Source organism: Altibacter lentus, from assembly GCF_000746845.1.
In the GTDB taxonomy this organism is placed as follows: Bacteria; Bacteroidota; Bacteroidia; order Flavobacteriales; family Flavobacteriaceae; genus Altibacter; species Altibacter lentus.
The window spans coordinates 2,213,290-2,236,701 of record NZ_KN050846.1 but is presented as its reverse complement, the minus strand read 5'-3'; the positions used below and the strand labels follow the sequence as shown (position 1 = coordinate 2,236,701).

General features: G+C 43.5%; 25 protein-coding genes. 10 read left to right on the top strand and 15 right to left on the bottom strand.

Features of this window, described 5'->3' with window-relative positions; all coding sequences use genetic code 11:
* Positions 1-30: 30 nt before the first annotated feature.
* A complete protein-coding gene (locus tag JS40_RS10290) occupies positions 31-339 on the top strand; it encodes an HU family DNA-binding protein (RefSeq protein WP_262482557.1) in 309 nt (102 codons plus the stop codon).
* A 351-nt stretch (positions 340-690) separates the two neighbouring features.
* Positions 691-2,244 carry an Rne/Rng family ribonuclease gene (locus JS40_RS10285; RefSeq protein WP_034260284.1) on the top strand — a complete coding sequence of 518 codons (1,554 nt, stop codon included), beginning with the start codon at positions 691-693 and terminating at the stop codon, positions 2,242-2,244.
* A 52-nt stretch (positions 2,245-2,296) separates the two neighbouring features.
* Here JS40_RS10285 and JS40_RS15475 read toward each other — a convergent pair whose 3' ends face one another.
* Entirely contained in the window at positions 2,297-2,461 is a 165-nt protein-coding gene (locus tag JS40_RS15475) for a hypothetical protein (protein WP_160172968.1), read from the bottom strand.
* Positions 2,462-2,507: 46 nt separating this feature from the next.
* Between JS40_RS15475 and JS40_RS10280 the strand changes: the two genes are divergently transcribed.
* Positions 2,508-2,987, top strand: coding sequence for a regulatory protein RecX (locus JS40_RS10280; protein ID WP_034260282.1), 480 nt, complete (start codon positions 2,508-2,510; stop codon positions 2,985-2,987).
* On the opposite strand, the gene JS40_RS10275 is transcribed toward JS40_RS10280, so the two are convergent.
* The 4 genes from JS40_RS10275 to JS40_RS10260 form a co-directional block, all read right to left on the bottom strand.
* A complete protein-coding gene (locus JS40_RS10275; protein ID WP_034260280.1) occupies positions 2,980-3,843 on the bottom strand; it encodes a cupin-like domain-containing protein in 864 nt (287 codons plus the stop codon). The two genes, JS40_RS10280 and JS40_RS10275, sit on opposite strands and share 8 nt — an antisense overlap.
* Before the next feature lie 151 nt (positions 3,844-3,994).
* On the bottom strand, positions 3,995-4,627 hold the full coding sequence (locus tag JS40_RS10270) for a fibronectin type III domain-containing protein (RefSeq protein ID WP_084677480.1): 633 nt from the start codon (positions 4,625-4,627) through the stop codon (positions 3,995-3,997).
* 74 nt (positions 4,628-4,701) lie between these two features.
* Complete coding sequence (bioB, locus tag JS40_RS10265) at positions 4,702-5,796, bottom strand: biotin synthase BioB (protein WP_034260276.1); 1,095 nt, start codon at positions 5,794-5,796, stop codon at positions 4,702-4,704.
* Between the two features lie 33 nt (positions 5,797-5,829).
* Positions 5,830-7,002 carry a beta-ketoacyl synthase N-terminal-like domain-containing protein gene (locus JS40_RS10260; RefSeq protein WP_233273959.1) on the bottom strand — a complete coding sequence of 391 codons (1,173 nt, stop codon included), beginning with the start codon at positions 7,000-7,002 and terminating at the stop codon, positions 5,830-5,832.
* Positions 7,003-7,037: 35 nt separating this feature from the next.
* Between JS40_RS10260 and JS40_RS10255 the strand changes: the two genes are divergently transcribed.
* Positions 7,038-7,490 carry a cytochrome c oxidase assembly factor Coa1 family protein gene (locus tag JS40_RS10255; protein WP_233273958.1) on the top strand — a complete coding sequence of 151 codons (453 nt, stop codon included), beginning with the start codon at positions 7,038-7,040 and terminating at the stop codon, positions 7,488-7,490.
* Here JS40_RS10255 and bioA read toward each other — a convergent pair.
* Genes bioA through JS40_RS10240 form a run of 3 tightly spaced genes read right to left on the bottom strand, consistent with a single transcriptional unit; the run spans position 7,476 to position 10,493 of the window.
* Positions 7,476-8,741, bottom strand: a complete 1,266-nt coding sequence (gene bioA / locus JS40_RS10250) for an adenosylmethionine--8-amino-7-oxononanoate transaminase (RefSeq protein ID WP_034260274.1) — start codon at positions 8,739-8,741, stop codon at positions 7,476-7,478. The genes JS40_RS10255 and bioA overlap by 15 nt on opposite strands.
* Positions 8,719-9,345 (bottom strand): dethiobiotin synthase, encoded by a 627-nt coding sequence (gene bioD, locus JS40_RS10245; protein ID WP_034260273.1) that lies wholly within the window; start codon positions 9,343-9,345, stop codon positions 8,719-8,721. The genes bioA and bioD overlap by 23 nt, the downstream gene beginning before the upstream one ends.
* Positions 9,342-10,493 carry an aminotransferase class I/II-fold pyridoxal phosphate-dependent enzyme gene (locus JS40_RS10240; RefSeq protein ID WP_034260272.1) on the bottom strand — a complete coding sequence of 384 codons (1,152 nt, stop codon included), beginning with the start codon at positions 10,491-10,493 and terminating at the stop codon, positions 9,342-9,344. Before JS40_RS10240 ends, bioD begins: the two co-directional genes overlap by 4 nt.
* A gap of 127 nt (positions 10,494-10,620) precedes the next feature.
* Here JS40_RS10240 and JS40_RS10235 point away from each other — a divergent pair, with 127 nt between their 5' ends.
* Both JS40_RS10235 and JS40_RS10230 read left to right on the top strand, forming a co-directional pair.
* Positions 10,621-11,052, top strand: coding sequence for an MgtC/SapB family protein (locus tag JS40_RS10235; RefSeq protein WP_034260271.1), 432 nt, complete (start codon positions 10,621-10,623; stop codon positions 11,050-11,052).
* 15 nt (positions 11,053-11,067) lie between these two features.
* Positions 11,068-11,610 (top strand): GNAT family N-acetyltransferase, encoded by a 543-nt coding sequence (locus tag JS40_RS10230; RefSeq protein WP_034260270.1) that lies wholly within the window; start codon positions 11,068-11,070, stop codon positions 11,608-11,610.
* A 41-nt stretch (positions 11,611-11,651) separates the two neighbouring features.
* Here JS40_RS10230 and JS40_RS10225 read toward each other — a convergent pair whose 3' ends face one another.
* The 7 genes from JS40_RS10225 to JS40_RS10195 all read right to left on the bottom strand — a co-directional run bounded on the left by JS40_RS10225 (position 11,652) and on the right by JS40_RS10195 (position 19,715).
* On the bottom strand, positions 11,652-11,930 hold the full coding sequence (locus JS40_RS10225) for a F0F1 ATP synthase subunit delta/epsilon (protein ID WP_034260269.1): 279 nt from the start codon (positions 11,928-11,930) through the stop codon (positions 11,652-11,654).
* Positions 11,931-11,949: 19 nt separating this feature from the next.
* A complete protein-coding gene (atpD, locus tag JS40_RS10220; RefSeq protein WP_034260268.1) occupies positions 11,950-13,455 on the bottom strand; it encodes a F0F1 ATP synthase subunit beta in 1,506 nt (501 codons plus the stop codon).
* A 245-nt stretch (positions 13,456-13,700) separates the two neighbouring features.
* On the bottom strand, positions 13,701-14,594 hold the full coding sequence (locus JS40_RS10215) for an aminotransferase class IV (protein WP_034260267.1): 894 nt from the start codon (positions 14,592-14,594) through the stop codon (positions 13,701-13,703).
* Positions 14,572-15,321, bottom strand: coding sequence for a sulfotransferase-like domain-containing protein (locus tag JS40_RS10210; protein WP_051957556.1), 750 nt, complete (start codon positions 15,319-15,321; stop codon positions 14,572-14,574). Before JS40_RS10210 ends, JS40_RS10215 begins: the two co-directional genes overlap by 23 nt.
* A gap of 114 nt (positions 15,322-15,435) precedes the next feature.
* Entirely contained in the window at positions 15,436-17,283 is a 1,848-nt protein-coding gene (gene glmS, locus JS40_RS10205) for a glutamine--fructose-6-phosphate transaminase (isomerizing) (protein ID WP_034260266.1), read from the bottom strand.
* A gap of 11 nt (positions 17,284-17,294) precedes the next feature.
* The gene (locus JS40_RS10200; protein WP_034262362.1) at positions 17,295-18,890 is read right to left on the bottom strand and encodes a BamH family beta-barrel-assembly machinery protein; all 1,596 of its coding nucleotides are present in this window, start codon (positions 18,888-18,890) and stop codon (positions 17,295-17,297) included.
* Between the two features lie 15 nt (positions 18,891-18,905).
* Positions 18,906-19,715, bottom strand: coding sequence for a glycogen/starch synthase (locus tag JS40_RS10195; RefSeq protein WP_034260265.1), 810 nt, complete (start codon positions 19,713-19,715; stop codon positions 18,906-18,908).
* Between the two features lie 197 nt (positions 19,716-19,912).
* On the opposite strand from JS40_RS10195, the gene panC reads away from it, so the two are divergent.
* From panC to JS40_RS10175, 4 genes are all read left to right on the top strand, one after another.
* On the top strand, positions 19,913-20,758 hold the full coding sequence (gene panC, locus JS40_RS10190) for a pantoate--beta-alanine ligase (RefSeq protein WP_034260264.1): 846 nt from the start codon (positions 19,913-19,915) through the stop codon (positions 20,756-20,758).
* Between the two features lie 12 nt (positions 20,759-20,770).
* Positions 20,771-21,121 (top strand): aspartate 1-decarboxylase, encoded by a 351-nt coding sequence (panD, locus tag JS40_RS10185; RefSeq protein WP_034260263.1) that lies wholly within the window; start codon positions 20,771-20,773, stop codon positions 21,119-21,121.
* A 2-nt stretch (positions 21,122-21,123) separates the two neighbouring features.
* Positions 21,124-22,089, top strand: a complete 966-nt coding sequence (locus tag JS40_RS10180; protein ID WP_034260262.1) for a lysylphosphatidylglycerol synthase transmembrane domain-containing protein — start codon at positions 21,124-21,126, stop codon at positions 22,087-22,089.
* Between the two features lie 64 nt (positions 22,090-22,153).
* Entirely contained in the window at positions 22,154-23,308 is a 1,155-nt protein-coding gene (locus JS40_RS10175) for an alpha/beta hydrolase (RefSeq protein ID WP_034260261.1), read from the top strand.
* The last annotated feature ends 104 nt before the right edge of the window (positions 23,309-23,412 follow it).

The window sequence follows — 23,412 nt, the reverse complement described above, 5'->3', positions numbered from 1 at the left end:
CCCTCTTGAAAAAATAAACCTAACATAATAATTAAAAAAAGTAATAGAATGACGAAAGCAGATATCGTAGCGAAAATTTCAGAGAAATTAGGAATGGAAAAAGGTGATGTTCAAGCTACAGTAGAAACCTTTATGGACGAAGTGAAGAATTCTCTTGAAAGTGGAGACAATGTATACTTAAGAGGATTTGGAAGTTTCATTATTAAGAAAAGAGCCGAGAAAACCGGCAGAAATATTTCAAAGAACACAACTATTAAGATCCCCGCCCACAACATTCCGGCGTTCAAACCTGCAAAAGTATTTGTAGAAGGCGTTAAAACGAATGTTGAAGTAAAATAATAATAACCGTTCGCAACGTGTGAACAACTAAAAAAAGTTAGTATGCCTAGTGGTAAAAAAAGAAAAAGACATAAGGTAGCAACGCATAAGCGCAAGAAAAGAAGACGCGCGAACCGCCACAAGAAAAAGTAGTTTTCCAACTACTTTTTTCGTTTAGAAAAAATACCCGGCTGCCGCCGGGTATCTAGAAAACGTTCTTTGAAAACGAGATCATACCGCTTTTTTACCTTAAAGCTGTTGGTTTCAACGGGTTTTTTCCTACAATATGTAGGAACTATTAAAACCTGTGATAAAATTTTGTTTAATCCATTTGTCCCGATAGTTATCGGGATGGATAAAAATTAATTAAAAGTGAACTACGAATTATTCATTAGATCCAGTTCACAAGAAGTTGATTTTGCCCTTTTAAAAGATGGAAAACTAGTCGAATTAAATAAAGAGGAAGAGGACAACAAGTTTTCGGTGGGAGATATCTATCTCGCTAAGATCCGAAAAACCGTCCCCGGTCTAAATGCCGCATTTGTGAATGTGGGTTACGAAAAAGATGCTTTTTTGCATTATCATGATTTGGGACCAAAGGTTCTTTCTCTTTTGAAATTCGTAAAACGTGTAAGCACAGGTAAACTTAAAGAGTACTCTTTAAAAGATTTCCCATTTGAAAAGGAGATTGATAAGAATGGAGGCATTAACGACGCCCTTAAATCCAATCAATCTATTCTGGTACAAATCGTAAAAGAACCCATTTCCACCAAAGGACCCCGTATTAGCTCCGAGCTTTCCATAGCCGGTCGATACATTGTGTTGGTCCCTTTTTCCGATCGTGTTTCTATTTCTCAAAAAATAGAATCCAATGAAGAAAAAGAACGGTTAAAACGCTTGATAACAAGCATTAAACCAAAAGGATTTGGCGTTATTATACGCACTGTGGCAGAAGGCAAAAAAGTAGCAGAACTGGATAGAGATTTACAAAATCTCACAGATCGCTGGACAGCGATGTGTAAAAAGCTACAAGGGGCTCACCACCCAAGTAAGGTGTTGAGCGAATTAAGTAGAGGAACTTCGATGATTCGAGATGTATTCAACGATTCATTTTCGGCAATACACATCGACGACGAAACCCTTTATTTACAAATAAAAGATTATGTGCAAGAGATTGCACCTAATAAAGAGCATATCGTAAAGTATTATGACTCCAAAGTTCCCATTTTTGAAAAATTTGGGATCGAGCGTCAAATTAAAACTTCTTTTGGAAAAACGGTCTCCGGCAGTAAAGGAGCCTATTTGGTCATTGAACACACGGAAGCCATGCACGTCATAGACGTAAACAGTGGTAACCGAAGCAACAAGTCCAAGAATCAAGAAGACACTGCGCTCGAAGTAAATATGATCGCCGCCACCGAAGTGGCACGACAATTACGCTTACGAGACATGGGAGGAATCATAGTTGTCGATTTTATCGACATGGGCAATGCCAATAACCGTAAAAAACTCTACAATCACCTGCGTGATGAAATGAGCGATGACCGGGCAAAGCACAAAATCCTTCCGCCAAGTAAATTTGGATTGATACAAATTACACGCCAACGTGTGCGGCCCGAGATGAACATTAAAACTCGCGAAGAAGACCCTAACAATATTGGAGGGGACGAAAGCAGCGAGATCGAAGCGCCAATCATAGTGGTCGATAAGATCAACGAAGAGGTGAAACGCCTGTTCCAAAAAGACTATAAAAAGATCACGCTCAATGCGCATCCTTTTATAGCGGCCTTTTTAACAAAAGGTTTTCCATCTGTGCGAACCAAATGGTTCATGGAGCACAAAAAATGGGTGAAAATTCAACCTAGAGACGCTTACACGTATCTTGAATATCATTTCCACGATAAGAACGGGGAATTGATTCACTAATAATAGACCCTCCTTTGCATTAGCGATGGAGGGTTTTTTTATACCCCTTTTTTTAGTAAAAGCATACGGGCGTTCCCCCTCCGGCGTTACCACTTGGTCGGGGTCGGGTCATCCGCTGTATCGCTCCTTCCCGCCTGCGGCGCAAAGGAGAGGATGCCGCTGCTACCCCTAACGCAACCCATACGATCCGGCAAATAACGGTAACCACTATAGTCATAGTTTCCGGAACGCTGTAAAAAAACGAAATGATGTAACTTTACAGGGTGAAAACCTATAAAACATATTCACTTACTGAAGCGACCCGGCGTATGGAACGCTATTGCGCTTACCAAGAGCGTTGTCATAAAGAAGTACATACCAAGCTTCAAGAGATGCGTATGATCCCGCAAGCCATCGACCAGATTATCCACCATTTACTACAACACAACTTTTTAAATGAGACCCGCTTTGCCCTGGCGTTCGCAAGAGGGAAGTTCCGTACTAAAAAATGGGGCAGGAAAAGAATCGTCAACGAACTGAAACTTCGGGAGATCTCACAGTATAATATAACCCTCGCGCTTCGGGAGATCCCCGAAATCGAATACCTTTCAGCTTTTCACGATCTCGCCGAAAAACGAATAAAGCAGCTGGCTTCAGAAAAAGACCTTCAGAAAAAGAAAAAAAAAGTAGCCGACTACCTATTCTATCGCGGCTGGGAGAGCGATCTGGTGTACGAGAAGATACGGGAACTTATTCCTAAATGATCCCCAACTTTCTGTGAGTACGCTCGATAGCCTTCTCATTCTTGGCGTCGATCCACGCTTGTCCTTTAAGACGTCGCATCACATTGTCATAGTGACGCATAAAGAATATATTGTACAGCGCCTTTCCTAAATTTTTGGGATTGCGGGCCAGGGCTCGCAAGCTCATCGAGAATCCCGGTGTTAGGTATCGCATATAATGCCAATAACCTTCCGGCATGTACAACACATTACCGTGTTCAAGATGCGTGATATAGCCTTCGGCTTTTTTCAGTGCCGGCCATCGTTCGAGATCGGGATCGGCAAAATTGATATCTTCTCGGGTGATCAAGGAATGTGGGATCTTGTACAAATAATCATTCTGGTCTTGATCAAAAAGGATCACCTGCTTCTTTCCGTGGAAGTGAAAATGAAAGATATTCGCCAGATCGATGTCGTAATGCATAAAGGTATAGCTGTCCTTCCCGCCAAAGAATAGCATAGGAAGCCCTTTTAATAGTTTTAGTCCGAAATCGGGATACGTAAAATCCTTTTGAAGTTGTGGGACCTCTTTAAGGATGTTCCAAAGGAAAATTCGGTATTTGGTAGGCTCCTTCTTTAGCAGCGCAATATAATCGCGCATCTTCATTGTTGCATGCGGCTCGTTGAACCCATCTTTGTAATCTACGGGTCTGTCATCGTACAACGGGACGGTCTTATCGCCTGCCGTTGCTGCCATATAATCAAGATCCCATTTGGAAAATGCAGGCCAGTCTTCAATAAAACGTTCGATGACTACAGGTTTTTGCGGCTTAAAATAGTGTTTCAGGAATGCTTCCTGGGTAATGGTTTCTACTCTGTCTATTTCCTGTAATCGCATAGTAAAATTAAAAGCCCAAAATTACAAAAGTTAACCCTAACGTGATGTTAATTTAATAAATCATCATGATCGAGCCATACAATTCATTTATAAACATAAAAAAAGACCGATGGTTCACATCGGTCCTTTTAAAAATCATACCAAGCAACATTTAATTATTGGTTGTTATAACCAGAGCTGTAGTCCATTCGCTAAACCCATCGGTTCCGCAATTGGCTCGTACATAGATCTCGTAGGTGGTAGAAGGTGTTAAACCGTCAATCCGGTAATTACTTTGTGAGGTAGCTTCCACTGTCCCAGTTCCTGCAGGATGGCCCACAGGACCATAATCCACTTCCCAGGCAGTCTCATTGTTCTCGTCCCATGTAATATCGATAAATGTTGATCCAATTTGCGTGCGTTGCAGATTGGTAGGCGCATTACAGGTTACTACAGGTTCTGATGTGATAAATTCCTTACTTATATACTCACTAAAGCCGTTGCTTCCGCAGTTATTCCGAAGAAACACAGTGTAGGACGTTGACGGCATCAACCCATTGATCAAATAGCTGGTTTGTGAGGTGGACACGACGGTTCCCTGGCCCAATTGAAAACCGGTAGGACCGTATTCAAATTGCCAGGCCGTTCCATTGGTGGCATCCCATTCAAAAAAGATGGAGGTACTGTTTATTTGTATGGAGGTAAGCGAGGCAGGGGTAGCGCAATTGGCATTACCGCCATCATCATCTTTATTACATGAGATCACAGCCAGAGCCATGAATGCTAAAAAAAGGATTTTCTTCATAGAATGTTGTTTTTGTTGCTTCTTAAACGGAAGGAATACCGAAATATTTAAAACTGATGTAAATTATATAGAAATTATTTTGAAGCTTTTGCCTTTTCGCGAGCTTCTTCATTTCGATCGATACTGTGACCGGGGCGCGTCCATCTGGGCTTTTCTCCAAGAGGTTGATGAACAGAAGATGCTGCTTCTACCGTTTCCGGTTGTGCCTTTTTTACAAAAGGTTTTTGTGGAACAAGCCCCAAGGTCTTGAACATTTCCATATCCTCATGAACATCGGGGTTGGGTGTGGTTAACAATTTATCTCCTGCAAAGATGGAATTGGCTCCTGCAAAGAAACACATGGCTTGACCCTCTCTGCTCATTTGGGTGCGCCCGGCCGATAACCGCACTTGTGTGTGTGGCATTACTATTCGGGTGGTAGCGACCATCCGGATCATCTCCCAGATAGAGACAGGCTCGATGGCTTCCATGGGGGTTCCTTCTACAGGAACAAGTGCATTAATGGGAACGGATTCAGGCTGCGGACTTAAAGACGCCAATGCGACCAGCATGCCCGCACGGTCATCGAGTTTTTCTCCCATCCCAATAATACCCCCGCTGCAAACCGTAACATTCGTCTTCCGTACATTCCCAATAGTGTCCAACCGATCTTGATAAGCCCGGGTCGAGATAACATCTTTATAATAATCTTCGGAAGTGTCAAGGTTATGATTGTAGGCATAGAGTCCTGCTTCGGCTAATCGCTTTGCCTGATTCTCTGTGATCATTCCTAAGGTGCAACAAACCTCCATATCCATTTTATTGATGGTACGCACCATTTCCAATACCTGATCGAACTCCTCGCCGTCCTTGACATTTCGCCAAGCAGCTCCCATACATACTCTGGAACTTCCGGAAGCCTTCGCACGCAGCGCCTGTGCCTTGACCTGTGACACGCTCATTAGGTCATTCCCTTCTATATTCGTGTGATAGCGTGCCGCTTGCGGACAATAGCCACAATCTTCGGGACAACCCCCTGTTTTAATGGAAAGCAGCGTGCTCACCTGCACCTGATTAGGATCGTGATATTGACGATGTACGGTTGCAGCTTTGTACAACAATTCCATCATAGGTGTATTGTAGATGTCCAGTATTTCTTCTTTGGTCCAGTCGTATTTGATGTCGCTCATAGATTCAAAAATAATTAAAAATAGAAAAGTAAATCATGGTTTGGATATAATTATACTAACAGCATTTCCTCCAAAACCTACAGCATTGACCATCACACTTTTTAGCGTTGTTGGAGCATGACGTTGATTGGCAAAAAAAGGGTTTTCAATAAATCTATTGTGTTTCAATAACATCACAGCCAACTCCAAGCTTAACATGCCGGACGCCGCAAATGTATGTCCCACAAGCCATTTGTTGGACGTAAGCAAGGGCAGCTGCTCCTTAAATACAGCGCTAATCGCATTGTACTCGGCGGTATCGCCCTGTACCGTGCCCGGTGCGTGCATCACAATACAATCAACGGTTTCCAGCGATGCTTTTTTAAGAGCCATGCGCATGGATTGTTGAAAACAGTCGGCATCCTTGGTAATTGAACTGTTGTGGGTAATTATTTCTGAAGCAATCCCGTAGCCTTTCACAACCGCTTGAGTGCGTTGTGAAATTCCTGTTTCGATCACTGCGACAGCCGCCCCTTCCCCGAGGACCATGGTGTTTTTTGTTTTCTGAAGTCGCAAGGATTCGCACGCCATTTTGTTCGTGGAAGCAGAATACAATCGAAGCGCCTGCATTTGCGCAAATGTGAACGGGGTGAGTGCAGCCTCACTTCCACCCACTACAAACGCATCTGCCATACCGGCCCGCAACCAGGCGATCCCGTTCAACAGTGCATGCAATGCTGTAGAGCAAGTGACCGAATGTTCAATTTGTACACCTTTGGCACCCAAGTCCTGCCCTACCCAAGACGAGATGTTCCCTAATGTGGTCGTGGGTGAAGTATAGGTAGAAACCGAATTTTCCTTAAGAAATGAACTATGATACTGCTCAAACAATTGTGTCGCCCCACGTGAAGATCCAATGTTGATACCCGTATTCTTTTCTGAAAAATGCTTTGGAAGTACAGCCTTTCTAGCCGCAAGAATTGCAAACAGTACCGACCTATCTACCTTTTTATATCTCGGATCTTGCTGAAGAACCCGCAATTCACGGTCTGCTTCCGAAGCGATCTCCGAAACCCATAATACGGAGTCCCCAACAGCCTTTTGTGTAAATAATGGTATTGCGTCTCGATAGCTTTTCCAAACTTCTTCAGAAGAAGACCCAAGGGCAGAGACTGAAGCAATGCCGGAAATTGAAATAGGGAGTTCCAAATTTTTGTATTTTGGCACAAAAATAAGGGTTCTCACTTTTTAATCAACCTTAATTGTACATTAAAATGGACGAAACGATCGATCACCGAAATTGGTTTCAGCGCAACTGGAAATGGGCCGTTCCAACGGGAGGCTGTCTGCTTATTATCATCCTTTTTATTGCCTTCGCCGGCACCATGATCATGGGCGTTACCTCTCTCTTTTCAGATTCTGATCCGTATAAAGAAGGCGTGGCCAGAGCACAAAGTAACCAAGCAGTGACTGCCGCCTTAGGAACTCCGGTTGAAACCTATGGCATGACCAAGGGAAGCATCAATTATAAAAACGGCGATGGACACACCAACCTCGAGATCCCCATCAAGGGACCAAATGGTAAGGGTATTTTAATGGTAGTGGCCGACAAATACACTGAAACTTGGGAATACAGTGTCATGGAGGTCATCGTGAACGATACCGGGGAGAAGATCTCGTTACTGGAAGATACAGAGGCTTTAGACGAGTGGTAAACACGATTCAATGGCATCGTAAATCTGTTCCAGTTGCCGGTTGGTGATAACGAAAGGGGGCAGAATGTATATGGTATTTCCCAACGGACGAAGGAACACTCCTTTTTCCATAAAATGATCGAACAATTGGTTGCGAAGCATTCCATATCGATCTGTTGCAATGTTCAGGTCCATGGCGAAGATGATTCCCAGGGTACGGACTTCCGCTACCTTTGGATGATCCTTTACACGTGCGGCAAATTCAAGATGTCTATTACGTATGCGCGCTCTGTCATCTTTTATGGCTTCGGAAGTAAGTAGTTCCATGCCGGCAATCGCAGCGCTACAAGCTAAGGGATTGGCACTATAAGTGTGGGCATGGAAGAAACCCTTCGCAATAGTATCATCTAAAAAAGCATTGAAGATCTGCTGCGTACAGGTGGTAACGCTCATAGCCGCAATTCCTGCGGTAAGTGCTTTACTTAAACACATAATGTCCGGCGGAATGTCAAGATACTCTGAGGCAAAATTCTTCCCGGTCTTACCAAAACCTGTCATTACCTCATCGGCGATACACAATACCTCATGGTCCTTAAAAAGCTTCAGCAGTTTTTCCAAACCTTTCTTGTCGTGAAACTTCATTCCTGCCGCACCTTGCACTAACGGCTCGTAAACAAAGGCAGCACAGGCATGAGTGGCCAATAGTTCCTTTACACTTGTTAATAGTTCTTGCGGTTCTTCGGTTTGGGGGGTTGGGATACGGATCACCTTCAGAAAAAATTCTTCGAACGGACCGTTGTATACCGAAAGCCCTGAAACACTCATTGCTCCAAAGGTATCACCGTGAAATCCTTCCTCGAACGCAATGAGAGTATCCCGTTTCTCTCCTTTGTTATAATGGTATTGTAACGCCATTTTTATTCCTGCCTCCACAGCTGTAGAACCATTGTCGTTAAAAAAAAGCTTTTGCTGATTTTGCGGCAGAATAGCCATGAGCCGTTCTGAAAGTTGTACTGCCGGTTCGTGCGTAAAACCCGTAAAGACCACTTGGTCCAGTTCTTTAAGCTGCTTTGAAACGCTTGTAATAATAAGGTCGTTACAATGACCGTACATTGCCGTATACCATGATGCGATCCCGTCAATATATTGGTTTCCATCCTCATCCCACAATAAAGCACCTTTTGCTTTCACGATAGCAATGGGAGGTGCCGCAGTTTGGTGCTGTGTTAGCGGATGCCAGATGTGCTTCTTATCTCTTTGCTGTAAGTTCATGATTAAAAATTTCTGCGTAGTCCAAAACGACTCGTGCATCCATGTAAGGTTCTGTGTCGATACGTCCCAAAATTCGGACTCCGGTCATTTTTGAAATAACCTCCTCTGTGGTTGGTGTTTCGGGCCCGTTAAAGATGATCCCAAAAATGGAATATTTTCGCTTTTTCAGGGCCTCAATGGTTAACAACGTATGATTGATACTTCCCAATTCGTGTTTGGACACCACGATCACCTGATCTGTTGGAAGAATGAGATCCATGATGGTGTCACGATCATTCAAAGGGACCAGGACACCCCCGGCACCTTCGATCACGAGCGTATTCTTCGTTTTTGGGCGTAGAATACTTTCGGTATGTATGGCAAGCCCGTCGAGAGCCGCTGCCGCATGCGGACTCATAGGTGTATTCAAGGCATAGGCATTGGGATGAAAGATCGTTTTTTTATTGCTTACCAGGCGTTGGACCGTTTTTGCATCACTTGCATCCAGATCTCCTGCCTGTATCGGTTTCCAGTAATCGGCGTGAAGAGCCTCCGTTACAATGGCAGCTGCTACTGTCTTGCCTACGCCTGTTCCGGTTCCTGTGATAAAAAAACTTGTATTCATGCTGTAAAAATAGCCAATAGTTCTAGGACCTGCGCTATTTCTTCCCTCGAATTAAAACTATGAATACAAAAGCGCAGCCGCTCTTTTCCTAAGGGAACCGTTGGCGACAAAATAGGTCTTACGTCAAAGCCCTCCTTGTGTAACTCAACTGCAACTGCTTTCACTTTTTCATTTCCCGGAAGGAGATAACTGTGAATGGCAGATTCGCTTGGCAGAAAAGAACCGGAGCCTCCATTCGCTTCCACAAGGGTGCGAAACAAAGCGATGTTGGATTGCAACTGCAATATGGCCGAATGTTTCCGATCCTTATAAGTTGACGAAAGCGCTTCATACGCTGTTTGCACCGTCGCTACCGAGTGAGGAGGTAAGGCCGTGGTATAGATAAAACTTCGTGCGAAATTGATGAGGTAATCGCAAAGAGCTTTACTGCCAAGGATAGCAGCGCCATGACACCCCAATGCCTTTCCGAAGGTCACGATACGAGCAAAGACAGAACTTTCAAGCTCGTATTCCTGGACACTTCCAAAACCGCATCCTATCACACCAACTGCATGCGCTTCGTCAACGACCAATAGAGCGTTCGAGCTGTTACAAATATGTGCCATGGCAACAAGGTCGGGACTATCGCCATCCATTGAAAAAACAGCTTCGGTCACCACATAGACCTGCGTGCCTTCCTTTTTATGTTGGTCTAACAAACGCTCTAGATCGGTACTACTATTATGCCGAAACTTAAATGCCCTGGCATGACTTATCGCAATCCCCTCTCGAATAGACGCATGGGAAAGTTCATCGTAAAGGATTACATCGCCACGTTGCGGCACACAACCTAAAAAACCAACATTGGCATCATACCCGCTATTAAAGAGCAGGGCGGCTTTGGCCCTGTGGACTTTGGCTATATAAGCTTCGGTTTCTGTATATAAACGATGGTTACCGGTAAGCAGGCGGCTTCCGGTTGCCCCATTGATCTCCAAACTCTTCTCGTACAGCAATTGGGAAGCGCGTTTAAAGATCGTTTCCGAAGTACTAAAACCCAGATAATCATTAGAGGAAAAATCTACCAAAGGAGCATCTCCTCCTAAACTTCGCAAGGAATGATCGGTTTTACGCTTGTTTAATTTACGCTGAAGTTTTTCCGGGAGCATGAGCCAAAGATACTAAAGCTACCCAAAAGCAATTGAGGAAATCTGCGCCGAAACACCAATTAATTTTGAACGACACTTCTAAATAAAATCATTTGAATTTAGTAACTTTAAATTAGTATCCTTGGTTATGGAAATATACGAGTTTGCCATTCGAATAGGTTGTGCCATTGGCGCAGGGCTTCTTATAGGTATTGAACGTGAGTACAAGAAAAAGAGTGCCGGGCTAAAAACCAATATGCTGGTCTCATTGGGCGCAGCAGTCTTTATTTTGCTTTCCCTTCGTTTCATGGGTGAGGAGCATGTTGATATCACCCGTGTGTTAAGTCAAGTGGTGATCGGGGTGGGGTTTTTAGGAGCCGGAACCATTATGCAACGCGGGAAAGACATCTATGGGCTTACCACAGCGGCAACCATTTGGTGTAGCGCGGCTGCGGGCTGTATGGCAGGTTTCGGGCTCTTTTGGGAATTGGGCATTTTAACCGCTGTTGTTGTTCTCATTAACTATGTGTTCGGCATCATCGACAGTAAGATTGGTAAAGATAAAAATGATGATTCCTAAAGCCTTACCACAGCCATGATTCACTATACCAGGGTCACTCGAAAAGCGGAGCTCGAGCAGATCCTTCAGCTTCAGTTACAGAACATGCCCGCAGCCCTTTCTTCCGAAGTGAAACAAGCCGAAGGCTTTGTTACCGTACAACACGATCTGGATCTCCTTACGCGCATGAATGATCGCTGTGCACACATCGTTGCGAAAGAGCAGCATAAGATAGTGGGATATGCGCTATGTATGCACCCACACTTTCGGGAAGAGATCGAGGTGTTGAAACCTATGTTCACCGAAATTGACCGTGCCTTTGGAGCAAATACTCCATATATGATTATGGGCCAAATTTGTATTGACAAGAAGTACAGGAAGCAAGGCATTTTTAGAATGCTCTACAAGACTATGCAAGAAGCTCTTTTACCGGAATTCACTACCATAATCACAGAGGTGAATACAGCCAATTCTCGTTCGATACAGGCACACTATGCCGTGGGCTTTAACAAATTATCTGTTTACGAATCTCAAGGGGTGCGTTGGGAATTGATCGCACTAACAAAAAACGCTCCCTAAAAGAGAGCGTTTTTATTACATAAGATCGTGAATGATGCCGATTAATCTGCCAATACGATCACTTTATTGTCTTTGCACTCAACCGTTCCGCCGCTGATCTCCAAGGTCCATTTTCCCGAACTGTCTTTTTGGAACTTGTTCTCAAATCCTTCGGCAATAACCGGATTTCCCTTAAACGTCACTTTTCCTTCTTGTAATAAAGAAACAATAGGGGCGTGATTGTTCAACATTTGAAAAGATCCTTCCACTCCCGGTACGGTTACCGATTCTACTTCACCGGACACGATAGAGGCTTCGGGGGTTACAATTTCTAAGTACATTTCTTCTGTTTATGAATTTTTAGGCTTCTGCCAACATCTTTTCTCCGGCCTCGATCGCTTCTTCGATAGTACCTTTCAAGTTAAAGGCTGCTTCAGGAAGGTGATCCAATTCGCCATCCATGATCATGTTGAATCCTTTGATGGTCTCCTTGATATCTACCAATACTCCAGGGATACCTGTAAACTGCTCAGCTACGTGGAAAGGCTGCGACAAGAAACGTTGTACACGACGTGCGCGACCAACGGCCATCTTATCTTCTTCAGACAATTCCTCCATACCAAGAATAGCGATGATATCCTGTAATTCCTTATAGCGTTGCAACAACTCTTTTACTCGTTGTGCACACGCATAATGCTCTTTTCCTAAAATATCTGCCGTAAGAATACGCGATGTTGAATCCAATGGATCTACCGCAGGGTAGATACCAAGTTCGGCGATCTTACGAGACAATACGGTAGTTGCATCCAAGTGGGCAAAGGTAGTTGCCGGTGCCGGGTCGGTAAGGTCATCTGCAGGTACATATACCGCTTGTACCGATGTGATCGATCCTCGCTTTGTTGAAGTAATACGCTCCTGCATGGCACCCATCTCGGTTGCCAATGTTGGTTGGTATCCTACCGCAGAGGGCATACGACCTAAAAGAGCCGATACCTCTGAACCTGCCTGGGTAAATCTAAATATATTATCTACAAAGAAAAGTACGTCCTTCCCTTGTCCGTCTCCCGCTCCGTCACGGAAATATTCTGCAATCGTCAATCCTGAAAGGGCCACACGAGCACGTGCTCCGGGAGGTTCGTTCATCTGCCCGAATACAAAGGTCGCTTTCGATTCTTTCATAGCAGACTTGTCTACTTTTGAAAGGTCCCAACCTCCGGCTTCCATAGAATGCATGAAATCTTCACCGTAGCGAATAATCCCCGATTCTAACATTTCACGTAATAAGTCATTTCCTTCACGGGTACGTTCTCCAACACCTGCGAATACCGAAAGACCTCCGTGTCCTTTTGCAATGTTATTAATAAGTTCCTGGATCAATACAGTCTTACCAACACCTGCTCCACCAAACAATCCAATCTTCCCTCCTTTTGCGTAAGGCTCGATCAAATCAATTACCTTGATCCCGGTGAACAATACTTCGGTAGAAGTAGAAAGGTCTTCAAATTTTGGTGCTTCACGGTGAATTGGCAAACCGTTGTCTCCGGCTTTTGGTAAGTTCCCAATTCCGTCGATAGCATCTCCAATTACATTGAACAATCGGCCGTACACCGCTTCCCCAATAGGCATCTGGATAGGAGCACCCGTTGCCACAGCATCCACCCCGCGGCTCAAACCGTCGGTAGAATCCATAGAGATCGTTCTTACCGTGTTCTCACCAATGTGGGATTGAACTTCAAGAATCAATAAATTCCCGTTGTTATTTACTTCTAACGAATCGTAAATCTTAGGAAGCTCTGCTCCGCTTTCAAACACAACGTCCACAACCGGACCAATAATCTGTGCAACTTTACCTGTAACTTTTGACATGAGAAACTATTTATTTTTTAGTTATCCAAGGGCATTAAAAGCCCCCTGATTTTCAACGGTGCAAAGATAGTTCTTTCTCTTAGAAATATGCAATGGGAAAGCGGAATTTTTTAATGCAATTATTTGGCGGGTTTCTCCTTGTCTGCCGCCACAGCCTTGTCCAAGGAGAACCGCGCTATTCGCTGTATCCCATCGCCGCTGTCGCTTTGTGGGGATGCCGCTGCTATCGCTACCCGGGTCTGCTTCTACAAGGGCTCGCAATAACTTCTTACCTTGTCTTTAAACAGCGTTATAAGTGCTGCCATGTGCGGATCGGTTTTAGGAATGGCCCGCCCGTCGATCTCCACCACAGGTGTTAATTCTCCCATAGTGCCCGTAGCAAAGACACCATCGGCATTGTACATTTGAGACAGGGTAATGTCCTGCTCAAAGATCTCAATATCATTTTTTTGGCACAGTTCCATGACCGTAGCTCTCGTAATTCCCGGCAGGCAGGCGTGTGCGTAGGGCGTAAATACGCTACCTCCCTTTACCATAAAAAGGTTACTCCCGTTGAGCTCGGCTACAAAACCTCGGTCATCCAGCATGAGTCCGGCGTCCTTACCTGCTACATTGGCCTGTATCTTCGCAATGATATTGTTCAGTAAATTGTTATGATGGATCTTACTGTCTAAGAATTGCGGCGCATTACGCCGCTGGCTTGTACTTATTACTTTGATCCCCGAGTTATTGTCGTAGACCAAAGGTTTCCACTCTGCAAGCACGATAAGGCAGGAACCGCTTTGGTTCAATCTTGGGTCCATCCCGCTGGTGATCTTCTCACCTCTGGTAAGTGTCAATCGAATATGGGTCTCATCGGTCATTCCATTGGCTTCCAGAGTTTCGCGTATCGCTTTTTTAATGGTCTCCTTTGACGGAATATCGGAAAAAGCCAATGTCTTGGCACTTTCCTGAAGACGGGTGAGGTGCTTGTTCAAACAAACAATTCCTTCGGGATAGACACGCAGCCCTTCCCACACGGCATCACCTCCTTGTACACTGCTGTCGAAGACAGAGATCTTCGCTTCCGCCCGGGGATACAGGCGATCCTTTATAAAGATTTGTATCGAATCGTTCTTAGGGTTGGAGGTCTGGAGCATGGGTATCGTTTTTTAGAATGTAGTTTCTTAAGGTGTTGTAATAAGGCATGGCTTCGGCCAGTAGTGGTTCAAATCGTTGCGGCAGCGGTTGTGTACTGCTCTTTTGTAAGGTGAATCCCGTGGAATTATGAACATTTTCATACCAATGGGATGCCCAAATGCCATCCTCGGGAATGCCTCCTTTGGGCCAGGAAAGCATAGCCCTCTCAAACGGAAGTTTCAGTGTTGCACACAGTTTCCGAAGATATCTTTCAGGAGCCTTTAAAAGCTCATCACTATCGATCACGATGGGAGTTCGGTTGTTTTCTTTAAGATATAAAAATAATTCTGCAGCCTTCTTGATACCAATATCCTTCAATCCGGGTTCTTTTATCACCTTTGAAAAGGAGGCGATGAGCTTTTTAGGATGCCGGATCAGGATCACATTGTTCCAATTCAAAATAAAGGAAGGATCGGACTGTAAATAATGATGCGCCATTCCTTTTACAAAGACGTGAGACTTGTAAGCAAGCTGGTCAATGCCATGGATTATCTTGGTATCCTCCAGCTCCATAGTACGGAGAATCTGTGCTTCGGCCGGATGGGAAACAACTTCTTGGGCGTGTTGCAAATAATAGCCATAGAAAGGTTCGTCCAGCACCGTACAGTCACTTCGCTGTGCAAAAGCATACATGATCGCCGTAGAAAGGTTTCGGGGTCCGGAAATGAGATTGATGACAGATTTCATTCCGATAAAAATAATATAAAATGCGGGAAGTTTGGTGCTGTATTCTATTTCGGGTTCTTAGTGAGGTTGTCTTCAGAAAAACAGCTAAGTTCCAAAGTGGTGAGCAGCCTCCTTTTATTCAACCGTTACAGACTTTGCCAGATTTCGCGGCTGGTCGACATTTCTACCCAGCATGACTGCAATGTGGTAAGACAACAACTGTAAAGGGATTGTGGTTACTAATGGCGTTAAGGTTTCCGGGGTAGGTGGAACTTCCATGATATAATCGGCCATTTCTTTAACCGTTGTATCACCCTCGGTGACAACGGCAATGATCTTTCCTGCACGTGATTTGATCTCCTGAATGTTACTTACCACTTTTTCGTAATGGTTGCTGTTAACGGCAATGACCACTACCGGCATGTGCTCATCGATCAAGGCGATAGGCCCGTGTTTCATTTCGGCGGCAGGATAGCCTTCGGCATGGATATACGATATCTCCTTTAGTTTTAAAGCACCTTCCAGCGCCACGGGAAAATTATATCCTCTCCCTAAATACAGGAAGTTTTTGGCATTTTTAAAGATCTCGGCGATCTTTTGGATGTTCTCATCTGTTTTTAACGTCTCTTCTACTTTGGCAGGAATAAGTTCCAGTTCCCGAAGATGAACCATATAATCCCTATGGGAAATTGTTCCTTTTTTCTTGGCCAGTTTCAAAGCGATCATGGTCAATACTGTGATCTGTGTCGTGAATGCTTTGGTCGACGCCACTCCAATCTCCGGACCTGCGTGGGTGTATGTACCGCTGTGGGTCTCGCGGGAAATCGTTGATCCCACGACATTACAAATACCATACACAAAAGCACCTTTCTCCTTAGCAAGTTTGATGGCCGCCAAGGTATCGGCTGTTTCGCCACTTTGTGAAATAGCGATCACGACATCTTTTTCAGTAATGATAGGATTGCGGTATCTAAATTCTGAAGCGTATTCTACTTCAACAGGAATGCGTGCCCAATCTTCAAAAATGTATTCGGCTACCAGTCCTGCGTGCCACGATGTCCCACATGCCACCACAATGATCCTGTCTGCCTGAATGAACTTTTCGATATAATCTTCAAGCCCTCCTAATTTTATAATGCCCTCATTAACAAGCAAACGACCTCGATACGTATCTTTAATTACCGAAGGTTGTTCGTAGATCTCCTTCAGCATAAAATGATCGAAGCCTCCTTTTTCAATTTGTTCAAGATTTAACTGAAGCTCATGCACATAAGGAGCTACCAAGGAATCATCCTTGATCTTTCGAACTTTTACGTCACGTCCCAGGCGAATGATCGCCATCTCCTCATCCTCGAGATAGATAGCATTGTTTGTAAATTCGATAAAGGGTGAAGCATCACTTGCTACAAAAAATTCGTCATCCCCTATTCCAATGGCTAGCGGACTACCTAGTTTTGCTACAACGATCTCATCGGGTTTGTTCCTGTCAAATAAGGCGATCGCATACGCTCCCACCACTTGATTGAGTGCGATCTGTACGGCCTTACCCAGTTTTACCTTTTCCTTTTTCTTAACATCTTCAATAAGGTTTACCAAGACTTCGGTATCGGTATCAGAGGTGAACGAATACCCTCTGTTGAGCAATTCTTTTTTAAGCGCAGTGTAATTCTCGATGATCCCGTTGTGTATAATTACCAGGTCACCACTGTTCGAGTAATGTGGATGCGAATTGATATCGTTTGGCACACCGTGGGTTGCCCAACGCGTATGACCCATTCCTAAATTTCCTTTGGAAGAGATTGATCTTTCAACTTTTTCTTCCAGATCGGAGACCTTGCCTTTTGTTTTACACAGCTGGATTTCGGACCCGTCAAAAAGTGCGATCCCGGCACTGTCATACCCTCTATATTCCAAACGCTTTAATCCATTAAGCACAATGGGATAGGCATCTCTTTTTCCAATATATCCAACAATTCCGCACATGACGTTCTCTTTTAGTTAGGCTTCGTATAGAAGATCTGAAGTTTCAGCCTTTTATCTGAATTGGTTGTATTATTCCCAAACAGAACTGTCCCTTGAGGCGACAGTATTGTGGCTGCAGGAACCTTATCGATTCCCGGTGATTGTGTATTTTCCAGATCCTGAAAATCTGTCACCAACACATTTTGTGTGACCATAAGTCCTAAAGGCACATTCAAGGAATCTCTTCGTATGAGGTTACTCAAATGTGTAGTGATTCGGATTTTATAGAAATCCCCGTTCTCATCACTGCCGCGCTCCAGCCTACCCAGGTGGTCCACAACAGCATTGACAGGTTCTTCGCCTATGGTAGGATCGAAATCGTAGTCTGCAAGCAATGTTCCTTCCGTAATATTAAACAGCACAAGTCTTTCCGGCTCTGTGGCTCCTCCCGGGATCTTCGATTGATTTACGTAGAATATGAGATTCGCTTCGTTGATCAACCAGTTTTCCAAACGCAAGGAATCCAATTCGTCCGGGACTCCGTTCTGCCCGTCTACCAGGACTCCGTCCAAGATCTTTTTGTTATCGATGTCTCCGAAAAGTTCGATCACCGAAATGATCCCATCCCCGCCTCTTAGGTACAGGTTCTCTTCTCCATTTTCAACATCGGGAGTGATCAATTGTGAAGCGATAACAGGATCCAGCTCATTATCGAAGGTGTTGACGTTGATCCCTTTAAAAGATAATTCGAAATCGGCATCATTGCGCTCTGCGTCTGGATCTGCGCCAATAGTTTTAAAGGTATACTCCAGTGTTATTCTGGCGGCAGCCGCATTGAAAAGGAACAGACTCCCATCATTATTTGGTGAAGAAACTTTAAAATAGATCCCTCTGAAATAATTCTTGAAATTATTATTGTTCAAAAGTTCCGGTTCGCCTTCTTTGTCGATAATCTTTTCTTTAAAGAACTCAATGGGCAATTCTACTCGAAGTCCGGGAGGCAGACGTTCTTCCTCATCTTCTTCGGTTTCCGGATCGTCCTCTACAGCTATAATTTCATCGGCACTAGGTGTAAATTCCTCGACCATCCCGATGACCGGACCTAAGAATTTTTCAAATAATGGTCCTTGATTCGAGTAATACTTCTGGGGTACTTCAAAATTTGTGTTTGGGTCGAAGTCCCGCAAAAAATAATTAGACTCATAGAGCGTGATATTGATTGGGGCATCTCCGTATACCGAATCCAGCTCGTAGGTAGTGACATCGTTTGACACGGTGCTGGTACTAAAGAATGGAATATATAAAAATACCTTTTCCAGTTCGGTGCTATCGCCAAACTCAGGATTTGGCACTTCCATGGTCACTTGAGACAACAAATTAATGGTCGATCGACCGTATACCTCGTTGTTATAGATCCCTAACTGGTAGCTGGGTAAATTGTTGGTTTGCACCGGAAACAGTTTTCTGCTGAAGGATACCAAGTTGTCTGTGACATACAGGTCTGAATTGAAGTTCTGTGCCCCAATAATTTCAGAATTGATTGGCGACAGGTCCTCTTCACAGGAAGAAAGGGCAATTATAGATAAAAGGATTGCCGTTAATTTTGGCAATAAGTTCTTGATATTCATGTGCAATTTTGTGTGTTATACCAATACTTTCGATTGGTAAAAATCTAAATACGCCTGGGAAAACTCATCCATATTGTGATAGTTTAACACAGGTTTTTCAATGGTCTTGATAAATTTGTTCAATTCCTCGGGAATCTCTTCAGAACCAACGATAACAGCGTCTGAGTTTCGAACAGCTACCTTCATCATATTGACGTAAGTAGGGTCTTTCAGTTCTGCCACTGCTTCTTCGGGGATCCCATCGAACTTTATTTTTTCAATAACTTCCTTATCTAACGTATCATCGAATCCCTGATTGTATAGTGAAGTAACTATTTTACTGTTTTCGAACAATGGCTCGTTATCGTAGTAATTGCGAAGGTATAATGGCAGAAAGGACGCAAGCCATCCGTGAACATGGATAATGTCCGGGGACCAGTTTAATTTTTTTACCGTTTCAATGACTCCTTTGGCAAAGAAGATGGCACGTTCATCATTATCGGAAAAGAAATTACCGTCCTCATCGGCGTAGGTTGCCTTACGTTTAAAATAGTCTTCGTTATCTATAAAATAGACTTGCATACGCTCTTTGGGTATGGACGCTACTTTAATAATGAGTGGCATATCGATGTCGTTGATCACCAGGTTCATACCCGAAAGCCGAATCACTTCGTGCAGCTGGTGTCTTCGTTCATTGATGTTTCCGTAACGTGGCATGAAGATTCGAATTTGACCTTCATTATTGTTTACCATCCTTGGGGCTTCAAACGACATTGAAGAAATCTCGGTCTCCGGCAAGTAAGGAATTACTTCAGAAGACACATACAAGATTCTCTTTTCTTTCATCTATTTACGTATTTTGTTTCGGTTATATGAAAAGAATCGAAAGAAAAAATCATCCAACAAGAGGATGTTTGCTTCCGAAGAAATCCTTCATAAAAAATTTATTGTTTTTGGCTTTACCCTTAAAAACACGCAAAATTACGAAAATTTATGAAGATTGTCCTTAATATCTTAATTTTGCTCGCTCTTAAAAAAGATTTATGAAAATCTATACACACGGTGCCGAACTCAAAAATGCACTATTGGAAAACGGCGGCAGAGGCTCTATTGGCTTTGTCCCTACAATGGGCGCATTACATCAAGGACATCTGGCGCTTGTGCAAAGAGCTTTGAAGGAGAACTCACTTGTGGTAGTGAGTATTTTTGTAAATCCTACCCAATTCAACAACACGAAAGATCTTGAGACCTACCCAAGGAATCTTAAGGAAGATGTCGCTCTTTTAGCAACACTTTCCCAAGAAATTATTGTTTTCGCTCCAAACGTTGAAGATATCTACCCTAACAAGATCACATCCAAATCCTTTCGATTTGGCGGGTTAGAGGTCGTGATGGAGGGAAAACACAGGGAAGGCCATTTTGATGGTGTGGGAACTGTGGTAAACGCCTTGTTCGAGATTGTTCAGCCAACGAACGCATATTTTGGAGAAAAAGATTTTCAGCAGTTACAAATTATAAAAAAAATGGTCCGGCAGCAGGAGCTCGATGTCAACATAATAGGTTGCCCCATCGTGAGAGAGCCCCATGGTCTTGCCATGAGCTCCAGGAACAAGCGATTGTCGCCGGAACAGAGAAATGAATCGGCTTTAATTTTTCAAACTTTGAAAGAAGTTAGGAAAAAGTTCGACTCACATACAATTCCTCAGCTTAACAAATTGGTTGCGGAACGATTTTTGAATAACGCCCATTTCCGGTTGGAGTATTTTGAGATCGCCAACGAAGCTACGTTGAGAACGGCGCAACGAAAGCTTCCGGGAAATACTTACCGCGCATTTATTGCAGTTTTTGTAGGACCCGTGCGTTTAATAGATAATATGCCGTTAAATTAATACCTTTGCACCATGCAAATACATGTAGTAAAATCTAAAATTCACAGAGTCAAAGTTACAGGTGCCGACCTTAACTATATTGGCAGCATCACCATAGATGAAGATCTTATGGACGCAGCGAATATTATTGAAGGTGAAAAAATACAGATTGTCAATAATAACAATGGCGAGAGATTTGAAACCTATGCCATCCCGGGAACCCGTAATAGTGGTGAAATAACATTAAACGGTGCCGCTGCTAGAAAAGTGGCTCCGGGCGACATCCTCATTCTAATCACGTATGCAATCATGGAGGTAGAAGAGGCTAAGAAATTTAAACCTGCACTAGTGTTTCCTAACGAAGAGAATAACTTATTGACCTAATATTGAAAAAGTCTGTCACTAAGTTCCTTAAGATCGCAATACCACTGGCATTAGGGATCTTTCTTATCTGGTACTCCTATTCAAAGTTTACGCCAGAACAGCTTCAAGAGATCCAGGTACATTTCGAGAATGCCAATTACTGGTTTATCTCATTCGCTGTATTCTTAGGGTTATTAAGTCACGTATCGCGTGCGTATCGCTGGAATTTTATGCTGGAGCCATTGGGATATCAACCTAAATTGGCCAATAACTTTATGGCAGTCTATATCGCCTACCTCATGAACATCTTTATACCTAAGAGTGGTGAGGTCTCACGCGCCGTGGTATTGAGCAAGTATGAGGACGTACCTTTCGATAAAGGGTTCGGCACCATTATTTCTGAAAGGATTGTCGACCTCATCTTTCTGTTCGGTTTTACAACAGTAGCACTTATGCTTCAGTTTGATGTGCTCTACGCGTACCTCACTGAGATCATTCCGGCAAGAAAATTACTTGTGGCCCTACTTATCATGTTGGGCTTGTCAGCACTATTTTTATTGTTTCTGAAGTATTCCAGATCCTTACTTCAGCAAAAATTAAAAAGTTTCTTCAGCGGATTGAAAGAAGGCGTGTTAAGCATTCTAACCATGAAGAAGAAAGCTATGTTTATCCTTCATACCTTCCTTATCTGGGGACTATATCTTCTTTCGTTCTATGTAGCGACCTTCGCCCTTCCTGAAACCTCAAACATTGCCATGGGAACGATCATTATCACCTTTGTGGTAGGGAGTTTCTCATTCGCTTTTACCAACAGTGGCTTTGGGTCTTACCCGTTCTTTGTCGCCGGCATTCTGGCCGTTTTTGGAATCGCAGAGACTGTGGGCACGGCTTTCGGATGGATTGTATGGACCTCTAACATTGCATCTATTATCTTCTTCGGCGGTCTCTCATTTATCATGTTGCCCATTTATAATCGGGTAGGAAAGTAGTACGACTTCGGACATACAGGAAATTCAAAATTTAGTATCTTTCGATCCTTAAAATCTCCATTGTATGAAGAAATATGTCCTTATATCACTTTCACTATTAGTAGGATTCGCATCGCTGGCGCAATCGAAGATTCTTTACGAAGAATTCAATTCATCGAAACTTGCCGAGTCCAGACGACTTAAAATACAACTGCCACGCGATTATGAGACCAATACTGAAAAGGTGTACCCAATTATCATCGTTTTAGACGCAAATTATCTGTTTGAACCTGTAGCGGGAAATGCCGATTACTTTGCCTATTGGGAAGATATGCCCGAATCGATTGTGGTAGGCATCATGCAGGGCGACAGCAGGTACGAAGATTGTGATTACGACGACACCAATTTTCTACCCGCCGATAAAGGAGCCGATTTCTTCGAGTTTGTAGGTCTGGAGCTGATCCCCTATATCGACCAGAACTACCGTACAGCTAAGTTTGCCATTGCCGTAGGACATGATTTTACAGCAAACTTCATCAATTATTACCTTTTTAAAGACCCGCCATTGTTCAATGGTTATATCAACCTTAGTCCCGATCCTGCTCCCATGATGATCGATCGTCTTGCCGAGCGGGTTCCCGCCATCCCTTCTAAGATATTTTACTATTTGGCCACCGGCACCGACGATATCAAGGACCTGATGGAAAACGCCGAACGTCTCAACGCATTGCTTAAACCTCAGGCGAGTAAGGAGTTTAACTACTATTATGATAATTTTGATGGTGCAACGCACTATTCGCTGGTGGCCCGTGCGATCCCTTCAGCAATGGAAAAGATATTTTCGGTATACCGCCCTATCAGCAAACAGGAATATACCGATAAGCTGTTGAAAATGGAAACTCCCATCCATCAATATCTGGTAGATAAGTATAAGACAATAGAAGATCTTTTTGGTATCACAAATCCTATTCGAGTAAATGACTTTATCGCAACCTGCAAAGCTGCTGAAAAGAAAAAACAATGGGAATCGCTTCGTGAGATCGCCATCTTGGCACAGCGACAATATCCCAATACCGTTCTGGGAGATTACTATATGGGTCGCTATTATGAAGAGACCGGGGATGCCAAGAAAGCCATGCGTACGTTCCAAGGGGCCTATGACAAGGAGGAAGTAGATTTTATCACTATAGATATTATGCTCGACAAAGCAGATAAGATCAAAACCGATTTTGGGTATTAGTGTCTGTAGAGCTCACTGTTAAAAGAAAAACCCTCCAAAAGCAACTTGCTTTGGAGGGCTACATCTTTGGTTAATCAGTCTATTTTACTCCTCAATAAAATACC